Origin of the sequence: Delftia tsuruhatensis NBRC 16741, from assembly GCF_001571325.1 — a bacterium.
In the GTDB taxonomy this organism is placed as follows: Bacteria; Pseudomonadota; Gammaproteobacteria; order Burkholderiales; family Burkholderiaceae_C; genus Comamonas; species Comamonas tsuruhatensis.
This window is the reverse complement of record NZ_BCTO01000013.1, coordinates 174559-188901: the sequence shown is the minus strand read 5'-3', so window position 1 is coordinate 188901 and position 14343 is coordinate 174559. Positions and strand designations below refer to the sequence as shown.

At 68.5% G+C, this 14343-nt stretch carries 11 protein-coding genes; 4 read left to right on the top strand and 7 right to left on the bottom strand.

Going from position 1 to position 14343, the window contains the following annotated elements; genetic code table 11:
• Positions 1-75 precede the first annotated feature (75 nt).
• Positions 76-1584, bottom strand: a complete 1509-nt coding sequence (gene pdxR / locus DTS01S_RS06155; protein WP_016447587.1) for a MocR-like pyridoxine biosynthesis transcription factor PdxR — start codon at positions 1582-1584, stop codon at positions 76-78.
• Between the two features lie 156 nt (positions 1585-1740).
• On the opposite strand from pdxR, the gene gabT reads away from it, so the two are divergent.
• From gabT to DTS01S_RS06140, 3 genes are all read left to right on the top strand, one after another.
• Entirely contained in the window at positions 1741-3069 is a 1329-nt protein-coding gene (gabT, locus tag DTS01S_RS06150) for a 4-aminobutyrate--2-oxoglutarate transaminase (protein ID WP_061287446.1), read from the top strand.
• A 31-nt stretch (positions 3070-3100) separates the two neighbouring features.
• Entirely contained in the window at positions 3101-4558 is a 1458-nt protein-coding gene (locus DTS01S_RS06145; RefSeq protein WP_017404126.1) for an NAD-dependent succinate-semialdehyde dehydrogenase, read from the top strand.
• A gap of 105 nt (positions 4559-4663) precedes the next feature.
• Positions 4664-5641 (top strand): ketopantoate reductase family protein, encoded by a 978-nt coding sequence (locus DTS01S_RS06140; protein ID WP_017404125.1) that lies wholly within the window; start codon positions 4664-4666, stop codon positions 5639-5641.
• Here the strand turns inward: DTS01S_RS06140 and DTS01S_RS06135 are convergent.
• From DTS01S_RS06135 to DTS01S_RS06110, 6 genes are all read right to left on the bottom strand, one after another.
• Positions 5629-7809, bottom strand: coding sequence for a TonB-dependent receptor domain-containing protein (locus tag DTS01S_RS06135; protein WP_061287445.1), 2181 nt, complete (start codon positions 7807-7809; stop codon positions 5629-5631). The two genes, DTS01S_RS06140 and DTS01S_RS06135, sit on opposite strands and share 13 nt — an antisense overlap.
• 229 nt (positions 7810-8038) lie before the next feature.
• The gene (locus DTS01S_RS06130) at positions 8039-9424 is read right to left on the bottom strand and encodes a sulfite reductase subunit alpha (RefSeq protein WP_017404123.1); all 1386 of its coding nucleotides are present in this window, start codon (positions 9422-9424) and stop codon (positions 8039-8041) included.
• A gap of 45 nt (positions 9425-9469) precedes the next feature.
• Positions 9470-10546: an FAD:protein FMN transferase gene (locus tag DTS01S_RS06125; RefSeq protein WP_017404122.1), complete on the bottom strand. Its 1077-nt coding sequence runs from the start codon at positions 10544-10546 to the stop codon at positions 9470-9472.
• 41 nt (positions 10547-10587) lie between these two features.
• The gene (locus DTS01S_RS06120) at positions 10588-11406 is read right to left on the bottom strand and encodes a DUF4198 domain-containing protein (RefSeq protein ID WP_061287444.1); all 819 of its coding nucleotides are present in this window, start codon (positions 11404-11406) and stop codon (positions 10588-10590) included.
• Positions 11407-11592: 186 nt separating this feature from the next.
• Positions 11593-12120, bottom strand: coding sequence for a DUF2271 domain-containing protein (locus DTS01S_RS06115; RefSeq protein WP_016447595.1), 528 nt, complete (start codon positions 12118-12120; stop codon positions 11593-11595).
• Positions 12121-12140: 20 nt separating this feature from the next.
• The gene (locus tag DTS01S_RS06110) at positions 12141-12779 is read right to left on the bottom strand and encodes a PepSY-associated TM helix domain-containing protein (RefSeq protein WP_026062185.1); all 639 of its coding nucleotides are present in this window, start codon (positions 12777-12779) and stop codon (positions 12141-12143) included.
• Positions 12780-13151: 372 nt separating this feature from the next.
• Between DTS01S_RS06110 and DTS01S_RS06105 the strand changes: the two genes are divergently transcribed.
• Positions 13152-14228, top strand: coding sequence for a Bug family tripartite tricarboxylate transporter substrate binding protein (locus tag DTS01S_RS06105; protein ID WP_016447597.1), 1077 nt, complete (start codon positions 13152-13154; stop codon positions 14226-14228).
• The last annotated feature ends 115 nt before the right edge of the window (positions 14229-14343 follow it).

Genomic DNA, 14343 nt, shown 5'->3' with positions numbered 1-14343 from the left:
GCGTCCTTAGGCAGACAAAAAAGGGTTGGCGTCGGGAGCCAAGGCGGCGCCCGGCCGGATGGTCCGGCCCGGGCCTCAGCGCCGGCCATGCCGGGCTCCGAGCACTGCCAGCATGCGGAAGAAGGCTGCGCCTATCTCTTCCTCGGAAACGCAGGCGTACCCCAGCAGCAGGCCACGCCGCCGGTGCGGACCCGCGTAGTAGCGCGACAGCGGCTTGACGAAGATGCCGGCCTGCCGGAGGTCCTCGGCGAGCACGACATCATCGTCCTGCCCGGGCAGCTGCATCACGAAATGCAGCCCCGCGCCGCTGTCCACCCAGGGCAGGTGGTCGGCGCCCAGATAGCGCTCGATCAAGGCCATCAGCATGCGGCGGCGCTTGCCGTAGAGCAGGCGCATCTTGCGGATGTGGGCGGCGTAGTGGCCTTCCACGATCAGTTCGGCGATGACCTGCTGCGGCAGCTGGTGACCCTCTCGGTACAGCTCTGAATGGATGCGGCGCAGCGGCTCGGCCAGGGTCGGGGGCAGCACCATGTAGCCCATGCGCAGTCCCGGGTAGAGGGTCTTGCTGAAGGTGCCTATGTAGATGACGGGCGCGTCCTCCTCCATGCCCTGCATGCTGGGCACGGGGCTGCCGGAGAACCGGAATTCGCTGTCGTAGTCGTCCTCGACGATCCAGGCACCCACCCGGCGCGCGTAGGCGATCAGCGCGCGGCGCCGCGCCATGCTCATGACGGCACCCAGCGGGTACTGGTGCGAGGGAGTGACGAAGATCAGCCGCGGCACGGGCAGGCCGTCCGGCAGATGCATGCCCTCCTCGTCCACTGGCACGCTGTGCAGGCTCAGCCCGTGCTGCATGCGCAACACGTTGGCGATGCCCCAGTAGCCCGGCTCCTCCATCCAGACGCAGTCGCCAGGGTCGGCAAGGCTGCGCACCACCAGGTCGATGGCCTGGTGCACGCCTTCTGTGATCAGCACCTGATCGGCTGCGCAGTTCACCGAGCGCGCCACGCGCAGGTGCTCGGCCAGCGCCTGCTTGAGCGCCTCCACGCCGCCGCGCGTGCCATAGGTGAGCAGCTGCGGCCCGGCGTGTCGCAGCAGGCGGTTGTGGATGCGCGCGTAGGCGGCGCGCGGGAACTGCGTCACGTCGGGCACGCCAGGCATGAAGGCGCCCCATTGCTGCTCCGAAGCCTGGGCGGTTTTCAGCAAGGCCTGTGCCTGCACGGACAGGCCGCCGCCAGGCGCAGGCGCTGCGGCGGCAGCGCGGCGGGCAGGTGCACGTCCGCCGCTCAGCAGCATGGCCGCAGGCAGGGTGTCGACCACCTGCGTGCCGCGCCCGACCTGGCTGCGCACATAGCCCTCCACCTGCAGCTGCTCATAGGCATGGTTGACGGTGTTGCGCGACACATCCAGCTCGCGGGCCAGGTCGCGCGAGGCCGGCAGGCGGCTGCCCGGCAACAGGGCCCCGCTGTCCACGGCCTGGCGCAGCGCCAGGTACAGGGCCCGGTTCAGGCGGACGCGGTCCCCGCCCAGCCCGCGCCAGTCCATCTGGAGGATGAGGTCCGCGCACACGGAAGGTTTTGCCATGTCTGCCTTGCCTGCGTTGCCTGCGTTGCCTGCGTTGTGGAAGCGATGGTGGCGAACTCGATTGGCACCATCATCTTTTCAAAAGATGGCTCCATTCATGGAACCAATCGCCACTATAACCGTAAGCATTGCAGCCACCTCAACGGAGACCTTCCCATGTCCAGCGCCGCCACCAACGACACCACCAGAGCCTCGTCCGTCAACCAGCAACTCCAGAGCCGGCGCACCGCCGCCATGCCGCGCGGCGTGGGCGTGATGTGCGGCTTCCACGCCGTGCAGGCCGACAACGCCTTGCTGACCGATGCCGAGGGCCGCCAGTACATCGACTTCGCGGCCGGCATTGCCGTGCTCAACACGGGCCACCGCCATCCGCGCGTGGTGCAGGCCGTGCAGCGCCAGCTGGAGTGCTTCACGCACACGGCCTTCCAGATCGTTCCCTATGAAAGCGCGATTGCGCTGGCCGAGCGCATCAATGCACTGGCGCCCATCGACGGCCCGGCCAAGACCGCCTTCTTCACCACGGGCGCCGAGGCGGTGGAAAACGCCGTCAAGATCGCCCGCCATGCCACGGGCCGCTCGGCCGTGATCGCCTTCCAGGGCGCCTTCCACGGCCGCACCCAGCTGGGCATGGCGCTGACGGGCAAGGTGGCGCCCTACAAGCAGGGCTTCGGCCCCATGCCGGGCGAAGTCTTCCACGCGCCCTTCCCCAGCGATGTGCAGGGCATCAGCGTGCAGCAGTCGCTGGACGCCATTGCCATGCTGCTCAAGACCTCGGTGGACCCGCAGCGCGTGGCAGCCATCATCGTGGAGCCCGTACAGGGCGAAGGCGGCTTCAACCCCTTGCCTGCCGCGCTGTTCACGGGCCTGCGCCAGCTGTGCAACCAGCACGGCATGCTGCTGATCGCCGACGAGGTACAGACCGGCTTTGCACGCACGGGCAAGCTGTTTGCCATGGAGCACTACAGCGTGCGGCCCGACCTGATCACCATGGCCAAGAGCCTGGGCGGCGGCCTGCCGATCTCGGGCGTGGTCGGCCGCGCGGCCATCATGGACGCACCCCATCCCGGCGGCCTGGGCGGCACCTACGCCGCCAACCCGCTGGCCGTGGCCGCGGCCCATGCCGTGCTCGATGTGATCGATGAAGAGCGCCTGTGCGAGCGGGCCCTGGCACTGGGCAGCCAGCTGCGCTCGCGCCTGCAGGCATTGCAGACGCAGGATGCCGGCATCGCCGAAGTGCGCGGCCTGGGCTCGATGCTGGCCGTGGAATTCCACATTCCCGGCAGCGGTGCGCCGGACGCGCAGCGCGTGGCCGCCATCGTCCAGCGTGCGCAGCAGCAAGGCCTGCTGCTGCTGACCTGCGGCCTGTACGGCAACGCCATCCGCTTCCTCTATCCGCTGACGATTCCAGAGCCGCTGTTCGGCAAGGCGCTGGACATCATCGCCAACGCCATCACCCAGACCGCGCCCCAGCCGGTCGCGGCCTGAATCCATTCCACAGCCTGAGCCTTCCCGCACCATGAGTCTTTCACTGCAACGCCCCGATCTGTTCCGCCAGGCCTGCCTGCTTGCCCAGGGCTGGCACCCCGTGGGCTCCGGCCCCGCCATCGATGTCTTCAATCCCGCCACGGGCGAGCGCCTGGGCCAGGTACCCGCCCTGCAGGCCGGCGCGGCCGAGGCCGCCATCGCCGCCGCACAGCGTGCCCTGCCCGCCTGGGCCGCGCTGACGGGCAAGCAGCGCGCCGGCATCCTGCGCCGCTGGTTCGACCTGATGCTGGCGCACCAGGACGATCTGGCGCGGCTGATGACGCTGGAGCAGGGCAAGCCCCTGGCCGAGGCGCGCGGCGAGATCGCCTATGCGGCCTCCTTCATCGAATGGTTTGCCGAGGAAGGCAAGCGCGTGGACGGCGAGCTGCTGCAGTCGCCCAACGCAGGCCAGCAGCTGCTCACGCTGCGCGAGCCCATTGGCGTGTGCGCCGCCATCACGCCCTGGAATTTCCCGGCCGCCATGATCACGCGCAAGGCCGGCCCGGCGCTGGCCGCCGGCTGCACCATGCTGGTCAAGCCGGCCGAAAGCACGCCCTTCACGGCCCTGGCCCTGGCCGTGCTGGCCGAGGAGGCCGGCATTCCCGCCGGCGTCTTCCAGGTGCTGACCGGCCATCCGCAGGACATCGGCCAGGCGCTGACGCAAAGCCCCGTGGTGCGCAAGCTCAGCTTCACGGGCTCCACGGCCACCGGGCGGCTGCTGATGCGCCAGTGCAGCGACACGGTCAAGAAGCTGTCGCTGGAGCTGGGCGGCAATGCACCGTTGATCGTGTTTGACGATGCCGACATCGACCAGGCCGTGGCCGGCATCGTGGCCTCCAAGTTCCGCAACGCCGGCCAGACCTGCGTGTGCGCCAACCGCATCTATGTGCAGGACGGCATCCACGACGAACTGGCCCGCCGCCTGGCCCGTGCCATGGCGGGCTTCAAGGTCGGCAATGGGCTGGAGCCCGGCGTGACCCATGGCCCGCTGATCAACGAGGCGGCCGTGCAGAAGGTGGAAAGCCATGTGGCCGATGCGCTGTCCAAGGGCGCGCGCCTGCTGGCGGGCGGCAGGCGCCCGGTGCCGGGCCAGCTGTTCTTCGAGCCCACGCTGCTGGCCGATGTGAACGACAGCATGCAAGTCTGCGAGGAAGAGACCTTCGGCCCGCTGGCGCCGCTGTTCCGCTTCCATGACGAGGACGAAGTGGTGCGCCGCGCCAACGACACCATCTACGGCCTGGCCGCCTATCTGTTCACCAACGACAACCGCCGCATCTGGCGCGTGTCGCGCGCGCTGGAGTACGGCATGGTGGGCATCAACACCGGCCTGATCTCCAACGAGGTCGCGCCCTTCGGCGGCGTCAAGCAGTCCGGCCTGGGCCGCGAGGGCTCGCGCCACGGCATCGAGGAATACCTGGAGACCAAGTACCTGTGCCTGCAGACGGCATGAGGGTTGCCTGACGTCCGCAATGGCACCCGGCAGGGAAGACGGCATGGGCCTTCGACGGCAGCCTGGCTAGACTGGGCGCCATCAAAGGCCCATCCGATCTGCACCATGGACGCTTCTTCCGCCCGCCTCCCCTCTCCTTCCGAACCGCTGCGCATCGCCGTCATGGGCGCAGGCGCCGTGGGCTGCTATTTCGGCGCGCTGCTGGCGCGCGCCGGCCACCAGGTCACGCTGATCGGCCGCCCCGCCCATGTGCAGGCCGTGCAGCAGCATGGCCTGCGGCTGGAGACGGCGGCGCTGGACATCCAGGTGCCCATGCAGGCATCGACCGAGGCCAGCGCCGTGCGCGATGCCGATGTGGTGATGTTCTGCGTCAAGTCCACGGCCACCGAGGAAGCGGCCCGCGAGATGCAGCCGCACCTGGCGCCGGGCACCCTGGTGCTGACCATGCAAAACGGCGTGGACAACGACGAGCGCGTGCGCGCCGTGCTGGGCCCGTCCGTGGCCGTGACCGCCGCCGTGGTCTACGTGGCCACGGCCATGGCCGGCCCCGGCCATGTGCGCCATTTCGGCCGCGGCGAGCTGGTCATTGCGCCGTCTGCACTCAGTGAACAGGTGGCCCTGCAGTTTGGCAAGGCAGGCATTGCCGTGCAGGTATCGCCCGACGTGCGCGGCGCGCTGTGGGCCAAGCTGGTGATCAACTGCGCCTACAACGCGCTGTCGGCGCTGTGCCAGCTGCCCTACGGCCCGCTGGTGCAGTCGCCCGGCGTGACGGACGTGGTGGACGACGTGGTGGCCGAATGCCTGGCCGTGGCCAGGGCCGACGGCGTGGCCCTGCCCGGCGACGTGCCCGCTGCCGTGCGCGGCCTGCCGGCCACCATGCCGGGCCAGTTTTCGTCCACCGCCCAGGACCTGGCGCTGGGCAAGCCCAGCGAAATCGATCACCTCAACGGCTACGTGGTGCGGCGCGGCGAGGCCCTGGGCGTGCCCGTGCCGCTGAACCGCACGCTGCAGGTGCTGGTCAGGCTGGCCCCTTCACGCGTGCAGGCCAGCCAGGCGCCCCGGAACCCGCCTCAGAACTCGTAGTTGGCAGACACCCATAGGCGGCGGCCTTCCTGGTTGTTCGCGTAGCGGTTGCCAAAGATCACGGTGCCCTGGACCTGGCCCGGTACGTTGTAGGGCTGGTAGTCCACGAAATCCTTGTTGAACAGGTTGTAGATGGCCGCGTTGATGGTGAACTGCTTGCTCACGCGGTAGCTGCCGCCCAGGTGGAACTGGGTATAGGCCTTGTAGTTGCCCAGCGCGGCCTTGGCGGCCTGGGAGCTGGCGCTGGTGCCGGGGTCACGGTAGCGCTCGCTGCGGTACTCGGCGCGCAGCCACAGGTTCCACTGGGCACCCGGCTCCCAGTTCAGGCGGGCGTTGAGCGCGTGCCTGGGTGTGTCGCTCAGCGGGTTGCCACGGTTGGGGCCGCTCTTTTGCTCGCTCTTGGTGAAGGTGTAGTTGGCGCTGGCGTTCCAGCCGCGCGCCAGCGGCATGCGCGCACTCAGCTCCAGGCCACGCGTGACGGCCTCGTCCACGTTGATGGACTGGCCGAAGGCATCCACCAGCGGCCAGTCGCCGAAGCTCACGCAGCCGGGGCGATTGGGCGCTGCCGCAAAGTCGCAGTTGATCAGGCCCGGGCCGCTGGTGATCTTGTCCTTGAACTCGTTGTTGAACACCGTGGCGCTGCCCGCAAAGCCCGTGGGGCTGTCGAAATAGACGCCCAGTTCGGTGGTGCGGCTGGTTTCTGGCTTGAGGTTGGGGCTGCCCACCAGCGGCAGGCGGCCCTGCTGGCCGAAGCCGTTGATGCCGGGCGCCAGCTGCTCCACGCGCGGCGTCTTGTAGCCGTTGCTGACGCCGCCCTTCACGGTCCACTGCGGCGCGGCATTCCACACGCCGTAGATGCGCGGGCTGAGCTTGCCGCCGAAGAGGCTGTGGCGGTCATAGCGCGCGCCCATGGTGAGCTTGAAGGCGTCGGTCAGGCTCCATTCGTCCTCGGCAAACAGGGCCTTCTGCGTGAAGGCGAACTTGTTCGGCGCCACGCCGTCCTTCATCTCGGCATCCCACCAATGGCCGCCCAGCGTGGTCAGGTGGGCACCCCAGGGCAGGACCAGCTTGCTGTCCAGCACCTTGCTTTCCACCTCTAGCGTGCGCGCGGCACCTGGCGTCGCGCCCGGGGTTCCCCGGGGAATGGTCCGGCCGATGGTCTCGGTCCGGTTGACCATGAAGCTGGTGTCCCAGGTTCCGAAGCCGTAGCGACCGGTATGGGCCAGCGTGAGCTGGTCACGGTTGTATTTCTGCTCGGGGCTGTAGCCTCCCGTGCCCAGCGTGCCCAACTGGCCCTGCGAGTTGTCATAGGTCTGGCGGCCCGAGTCCAGGTCCAGCGTGATGTCGTGGTACCTGTTGGGCGTGAGCGCCAGGCGCAGGCCCAGGTTGTTGATCTCGGACTTGACGGGGTTGCCGCCCATGATGGGAACGGCTGGCTGGCCGTTGGCGCCCGCATAGGTGATGTCCGAAGCGGCCCGGCGCTGGGTGCTGCCGCGGATCGACAGGCCCAGCAGGTCCTCCTTGATGGGGCCGCTCAGGTAGAACTTGCCGGACTTGATATCACCGAACTCCGACTCTTGCTGCAGCGTGTAGTCGGCGCTGACGCTGCCCGTCCAGGTCTTGCCGACCTTGCGCGTGATGATATTGATCACGCCGCCCATGGCGTCGGAGCCGTAGAGCGTGGACATGGGGCCGCGGATGACCTCGATGCGCTCGATGGCGCCGATGGGCGGCATGAAGCTGGTCTGCGTTTCGCCAAAGCCGTTGGGCGTGACATTGCCGGCCGAATTCTGGCGGCGGCCGTCGATGAGCACCAGCGTGTAGTCGCTGGGCATGCCGCGGATGCTGATGTTCAGGCCGCCGGTCTTGCCCGCGGGGGCGCCTACGTCGATGCCTTCCACGCTCTCCAGCGCGTCGGTCAGGCTGCCGAAGCGGCCCTTGGCCAGTTCCTCGCGCGGGATGACGGTGATGGAGGCCGGCGCCTCCTTGATGTCCTGCTCGAAGCCCGAGGCAGAGACCACGACTTCGCGCAACTCGGTGGCGGCAGCCGCATTGCTTTGCGATGGGGTCTGTGCCGATGCGGCACCCGAAGCACAGATGGCGGCCACCAGGAGGGCCAGAGGGGAAGGACGCGACGGAAGAACGCCGCGCAGATCGCGATACGACATGCAAACACTCCAGAAACGGAAAACGGGCTGTGAGGCCCGTGCAACTCGCTTTGAAATCTTTGGTTATGCGATGGGATGGGGATATGTAACGAAATTATATGAACATTGAGAATCATTTCCATTCTCATGATCACAATAGGATTTATCTGTCGCACGGATGCTACGTTCCTAGGAGCAGAAAGCGCTGACGGCACCAATGCTTGCGCTGGCGCAAGCTGCTCTCACCACCTCAATACACGTCACGCCGGTAGCGGCCGCTGCGCACCAGCTGGTCCATTTGCGCCTCACCCAGCACGGCGTGCAACGCCTGGTCCACGCCCTGGGCCATACCCTGCAGGCTGCCGCACACATAGATGGCGGCGCCCTGCGCCACCCATTGGCGCAGCATATCGCCGGACTGCGCCAGCAGGTCCTGCACATAGGCGCGCGGCACGCCTTCGCTGCGATCGCGCGAGAAAGCCAGGTCCAGGCGCTGCAGCACGCCGCCCTCGCACCAGGCCTGAAGCTCGTCGCCATAGAGCCGGTCATGCGCGGCATTGCGCTCGCCGAACAGCAGCCAGTTGGGCCCCAGGCCTGCTGCGGCACGCGCACGCAGGTGGCTGCGCAGGCCGGCCAGACCCGTGCCGTTGCCGATCAGCACCAGCGGGCGCTGCAGGTTGTCTTCCAGCCGGAAATTGCGGTGCGCACGCAGCCGCAGGGTGATGGCTGCCCCCAGGGGCGCGCCCTGCGTGAGCCAGCCCGAGGCCAGGCCCGGCGAGCCGTCCTCGCGCCGCGCCTGGCGCACCAGCAGGTGCACGCAGCCGTCCTGGGCGATGGAGGCGATGGAGTACTCGCGCGGATGCTGCGGGTCCGCAGGAATGCAGACCTGCGCCAGGTCGCCGGACTCCCACAGCGCGGCCTCCGTTGCAGGGGGCTGCAGCTCGATGTGGAACACCGGCTCGCCTGCGCTGCCCGGGTTCATATGCCGGCGCGCGGCCAGCGTCCATTCGCTGAATACCGGCATCTCCCATGCCGGCATGTCGCCCAGGCTGCTGATCTGGGTCAGCTGGTGCTGCCAGGCAGTCAGCGCCTGGGGCGCGCCGTTGTCCATTTCGATGCGCTCGAACCAGGGGCTGGCGCCTGCGGCGCGCAGCCAGCCGTCCAGCGCGCGGCCAAAGCCGCAGAACTGCGCGTACTGCCGGTCGCCCAGCGCCAGCAGGCCGTATTGCAGATGGGACAGGTCCTGCGCCTGCGCCATGGAGTGCGCCAGGAACAGGGCTGCGTTGTCGGGCGGATCGCCCTCGCCATAGGTGCTGGCGATGAACAGCGCCCTTTGGGTCTGCGCCAGCAGCTTCACATCAACGGCATCGAGGGCGCACAGATGCACGCTCTCACCGGCCGTATGCAGCAGCCGCGCAGTCTCGCGTGCCAGCTCCTCTGCCTGGCCCGTCTGGCTGGCATAGGCCACAAGCAGGGGGAGCGCGCCCTCGCGCGCCGAGGCCAGCGCCGCGGCTTCGTGCTGCGCCCGCGCGCGCTGGCGGCGCTCGCGCCACCAGATGGCGGCGCACATGGCCACATACAGCAGTACCAGGACAGCGGCTGCGAGTATGCGCAGCCAGGATTCGGACAGGGACATGGCGTGACCGGAAAATCTACACGGTGCAGAAAAGGTTAGGGGCGCTCACGGCGCCAGCGCGGCAAACGCCGTGGTCATCGCCATGGCAGGGCCCTGCGCCGTGCGCTCGCACAGCAGTGCGGCCACGCCGTGCTGCTCGGCAAAGTCCAGGCCCGCACGCGGCCCCAGCACGGTGAGCACGGTGGCCAGGGCGTCGGCCTGCATGCATTCGGCATGCAGCACGGTGACGCTGGTCAGGCCGTGCGCCACGGGCTCGCCGCTGCGCGGATCGATGGTGTGGGAGTAGCGGCGCCCGCCCTGCTCGAAGGCATGCCAGTGGTCGCCCGAGGTGGCGATGGCCATGTCGCGCAACGGCAGCGCCAGCGGCGTGGACTGGTCCGCCATGCTGGCCACGGCCACGCGCCAGGGCTGGTTGCCAGGGCGCTGACCGCAGGCCCGCAGCTCGCCGCCCACCTCGACGAGGAAATCGGTATGGCCCAGCGCCTGCAGGTGCTCGGCGACCAGGTCCACCGAATAGCCTTTGGCAATGCCGCTGAAGTCCACATGCACGGCGCCGGGCTGCAGCGCGCGCCGGCCCTCCAGGTCCAGCACGATGCGCTGGTAGCCCACGCGCTCGCGCACCCGCCGCAGTGCATCGGCATCGGGGATGCCGGCGCCCTGCGCCTTTTCCGCACGCGGGCCGAAGCCCCACAGCTCGACCAGCGGCCCCACGGTGGGGTCCCAGGCGCCGCCACTGGCCTGCGCCCAATCGAATGCACAGGTCAGCACGGTGAAGAATTCGGCAGGCAGCACATGCCAGCTGCCCGCCTCTGCGCGGTTGAAGCGCGAGATGTCGGAATCAGCCTCCCAGTTGCTCATCTGGCGCACGACCAGGGCCAGCGCAACCTCTATGGCCTGGCGCGCCTCATCGAGCGGGCGGAAACCCGGGTTGTGCAGGCGCACGCTCCAGGTCGTGCCCATGGCCTCGCCGGTGAGTGTTTGCAGCGCGGCGGGGTCTGCCCGCCGCACGGCCTGCGGCGCGTAGCCGGAGACGGCAAAGGACGCCGCGCCCGCGGACACAGGCGCGGCGAGGCCCCGGCCTGCGCTGCCCTGCAACAGGGCGGGCGCGAAGCTCACGCGCACGGGCGCAGGCGCGGGCGGGACCCCGGGTGGGGACGCAAGGCTCAGGGCAGCACCTCGAACGTGCCCACATAGGACAGGCGGCGCTCCTTGGCCTGGGGCAGCGAGGTCTTGTTGTCCTGGGCGTCGGCGTCCACCCAGTACATGCCGGCGGTGGGCCAGGTCACGCTGAACTCGCCCTTGGCGTCGGTCGTTGCCTTGATCTCGCCCTTGTTGTCGCGGTAGCGCGTGGCGCCGGGCACCAGCACGACTTCCAGGTTGGCGGCGGGCTTGCCGTCCACATGGAAGGCGAAGGTGGCCTTCTCGCCCTTGACCAGATCGTTGGGATGGGTCACGGGCACCAGCTCCAGCCCCTTGCCCGAAGCCTTGACGGCGCTGGGCTTGCCCACGGTCACGAAGGTCTCGATGCGGCCCACGGACTGGGTCACCTTCAGGTCCTGCGCATCGGCGGGCACATCGGCGGCGAACTTCTCGGGCGAGCCGCGCCAGCGGCGGTTCTGGCCCGTGGCCTTGTCCTTCCAGGAGGCGAACAGGCCGTCGTTGACGATGGCCAGGCGGTAGGTCCCGCTTTGCTGCAGGTCCAGGTCGAACACGCTGCGCAGCTTGCCGCGATGGGCATTCTGCGGCGCGACGGCCGAGCCGTCCGGTGCCGAGACAACGAGGTTGTCCAGGCCCAGCGGCACGTGGTTGAAGAAGAACAGGTCGTTGGAGACGGCGGCATCCACCGTGATCCATTCGGCCTTGGACAGCACCGTGGTCGAGGGCAGCAGCCACAGGTTGTGGGCCTGGGCGGACTGGAAGGCGCCGCAGGCAATGGCGAGGCTGGCCGCCAGACGGATGGCAAAGCGGGTCTTGGACTTCATGAAGATTCTCCTTGGTTCGTGGATGGGGCTGGCACATGGGTGCCCCGCAAGATGCGTGGCCCGCCCACATGCAGGGCCCAGTTCAGGGATGCCGGGCAAGGGCCTGGCCGGCCGCGCCGCCCCGCAGCAATGGCGTCACCCGCCTCGTGAGGGGGAAGACGCGCAAGGCCTCAGGGGGTTTCAATTTCAAGGCTTGAGCTCGACGCTGATCTCGCCCAGCTCGCTGCTGCCCTTGGCGCTCAGTTGCTCGGCCTTGGCGGCAGGCCACTTGAAGGGCACGGTGACCACTTCGCGGCCGCCGACTTCGCGCGCGGCCTCGACCACGAGCTTGTACTCGCCGGGCGGCAGCTTGGCGAAGGGGTTGGCGCCTTCGGTGAAGCTCAGCTGGTGCTTGCCCACGGGACGCGTGGGGCTGGTCACGCCATCGATGGGCAGCGTCAGGTCGCGGCCCGTGCGGCGCCACCACTGGCGCATGTCCTTGAGCCACTTCGTGCCTTCGGCATTGCGCATCTTCACGTCGTACCAGACCGACAGCGTGGCGGCCACCGAGGCGTCGGCGCGCTCGATCCACACGGCCACATAGGGGCGGTGGTACTCGGCGACATCCAGGCGCGGGACCTCCACGCCCACGTTCAGGCCGGCGGCAAAGGCCGGGGCCGCGCCCAGGCAGGCGCCAAGCGCCATGGTGTAGCGCAGAGAGAAGTGCGGATTCATAGGCAAGGCTCTTTCGGTTCTCAGTGGATCAACAGGAGGGCCAGCAGCATGGGAATCACCAGCCCCATGCCGACCATGGGCCAGGTGAAGGGACGGTTGCCCGCGTGCATCTTCAGGATGAACAGCCCGGTGACGGTGAACACCAGGCAGGCTGCGGCAAAGATATCGATGAACCAGCTCCAGGCAGCGCCCGTGTTGCGGCCCTTGTGCAGGTCGTTCAGATAGGCGATCCAACCCCGGTCGGTGCGCTCGTATTCGGCCTCGCCATCGGCCAGTCCCACGCGCACCCAGGCATCGCCACCGGGGCGAGGCAGGGACACATACAGCTCGTCGGCCGTCCATTCGGCTTCGCGGCCCTCGGCTTCAAGCCCCCACTGGCCGCGCACCCAGTCCGCAAATGGCGCAGGCACGGGAGCACGGTCGCGCGACTGGCTGGCCTGCTGCCGGACCAGCTGCACGCGCAGCGCGTCCGGCAATGCCGCCTCGCCGCGCACGATGCGCGGCTTGGACTCGATCTGCCCCGCATGATTGAGCGTGAACCCCGTGACGGCGAACAGCAGCATGCCGATCAGGCACAGCGCAGAGCTGACCCAATGCCACTCGTGCAGTGTCTTGAGCCAGTAGGAACGGCGCCGAGGGTCCGGTTTGGGGGATGTCATCGCAACAGAGGCAGGCGGCAGCACCACGCGGCCACAACCATCACGGCGGCGGCCACGGGGAGCACAGGAAAGAAAAAGGCCGGGGGATTCTACCGCCCACGAATAAGAATTGATCGCATTTACACAAGCTTTACCGGCTTAATCGACATCTGTGTCACGGCGCTCCATCTCCGCTCCTTGCCCCCGGAGCGCGCATGCCCCCACGCATCCCGGGACAGCGATGCACCGTCGGTGGGCCCTCGCCTGAAGCATCTGGCACCCATGCCGCCAGACAGCCTGCGTTATGTCAACTAGCTGACGCACATGCTTACATAATCTGCTTTTCTGATTCATTTGCGCCCACAATGGCGCGCGAACCCGATTGGAGACTGCATGCGCCTTCCGAGCTTTTCGCAAACCACTGCCAACGCCGCCCCCTCCGGTGACGGCACGCGCCAGAACCGCCGCCAGCTGCTGGCACAGGGCGCAGCCCTGGCCATGCTGTGCTCCCCGCTGGCCCATGCCGCGCCGCCCACTGCAACGCCTGCGGCCCATGCGCCGCGCGCTGCCGCCGGGGGCCAGCGCGTGGCCGCCAGCCTGCGCATCGTCATTCCGGCCAATGCCGGGGGCGGCTGGGACCAGACCGGCCGCGCACTGGGCGCGGCCCTGGTGGCCTGCGGCGCGGCAGATCGCGTGGAGTATGAAAACCTGGGCGGCAAGGGCGGCACCATCGGCCTGGCACAGTTTGTCGAACGCCATGGCCAGGACCCCGATGCGCTGCTGATCGGCGGCATGGTCATGGTCGGCGCCGTGGCGCTGCAAAAGCCGGCCGTGAACATGTCGCACGTGCAGCCGATTGCCCGCCTGACCAGCGACTATCTGGTAGTGGCCGTGCCTGCCGACTCCCCCATCCGCAATGCCAAGGACCTGGTCGCCGCGCTGCGCAGCGATCTGGCCCACCAGTCGTTTGCGGGCGGCTCGGCCGGCGGCGTGGACCACATGTTTGCCGGCCTGCTCACGCGCGCCGCCAAGGCGGCGCCCGAGCAACTGGTCTACAAGCCCTTTCCGGGCGGCGCCCAGGTGGTAGAGGCCTTGCTCAAGGGCGATGCGCGCATGGGCGTGTCCGGCTACAGCGAGTTCAGCGAAGCCCTGGCCAGCGGCAGACTGCGCGCCATTGGCGTGTCTTCGCGCCGCAGCCTGTTCGGCCTGCCCTCGTTCCGCGAACAGGGACTGGATGCCGACATGGCCAACTGGCGCGCCGTCTTCACGGGCAAGCAGGTCAGCGCCGCACGCGCCCAGGCCCTGCTGGGCGCCGTGGAGCAGGCGACCCAGCACGAAAGCTGGCAGCGCGCCCTGCGGCAGAACCGCTGGGAGCCTTCGTGGCAGGCAGGCCGCGATTTCAGCGGCTTTCTGGAGCTGGAGCACACCACGGCCAGCGTCATGACCTATCTGCTCAAACTCAAGAGCTGAGAAACCGAAGTCCAGCGGGCAGGTTGCGTGGCGGGCCTGCAACACTGGTTCGGAGATTCGCGTATTCCTCTAGCGAAGCGCATTGCCGCTGTGGGTTTTGAGCTACCAAACTTGT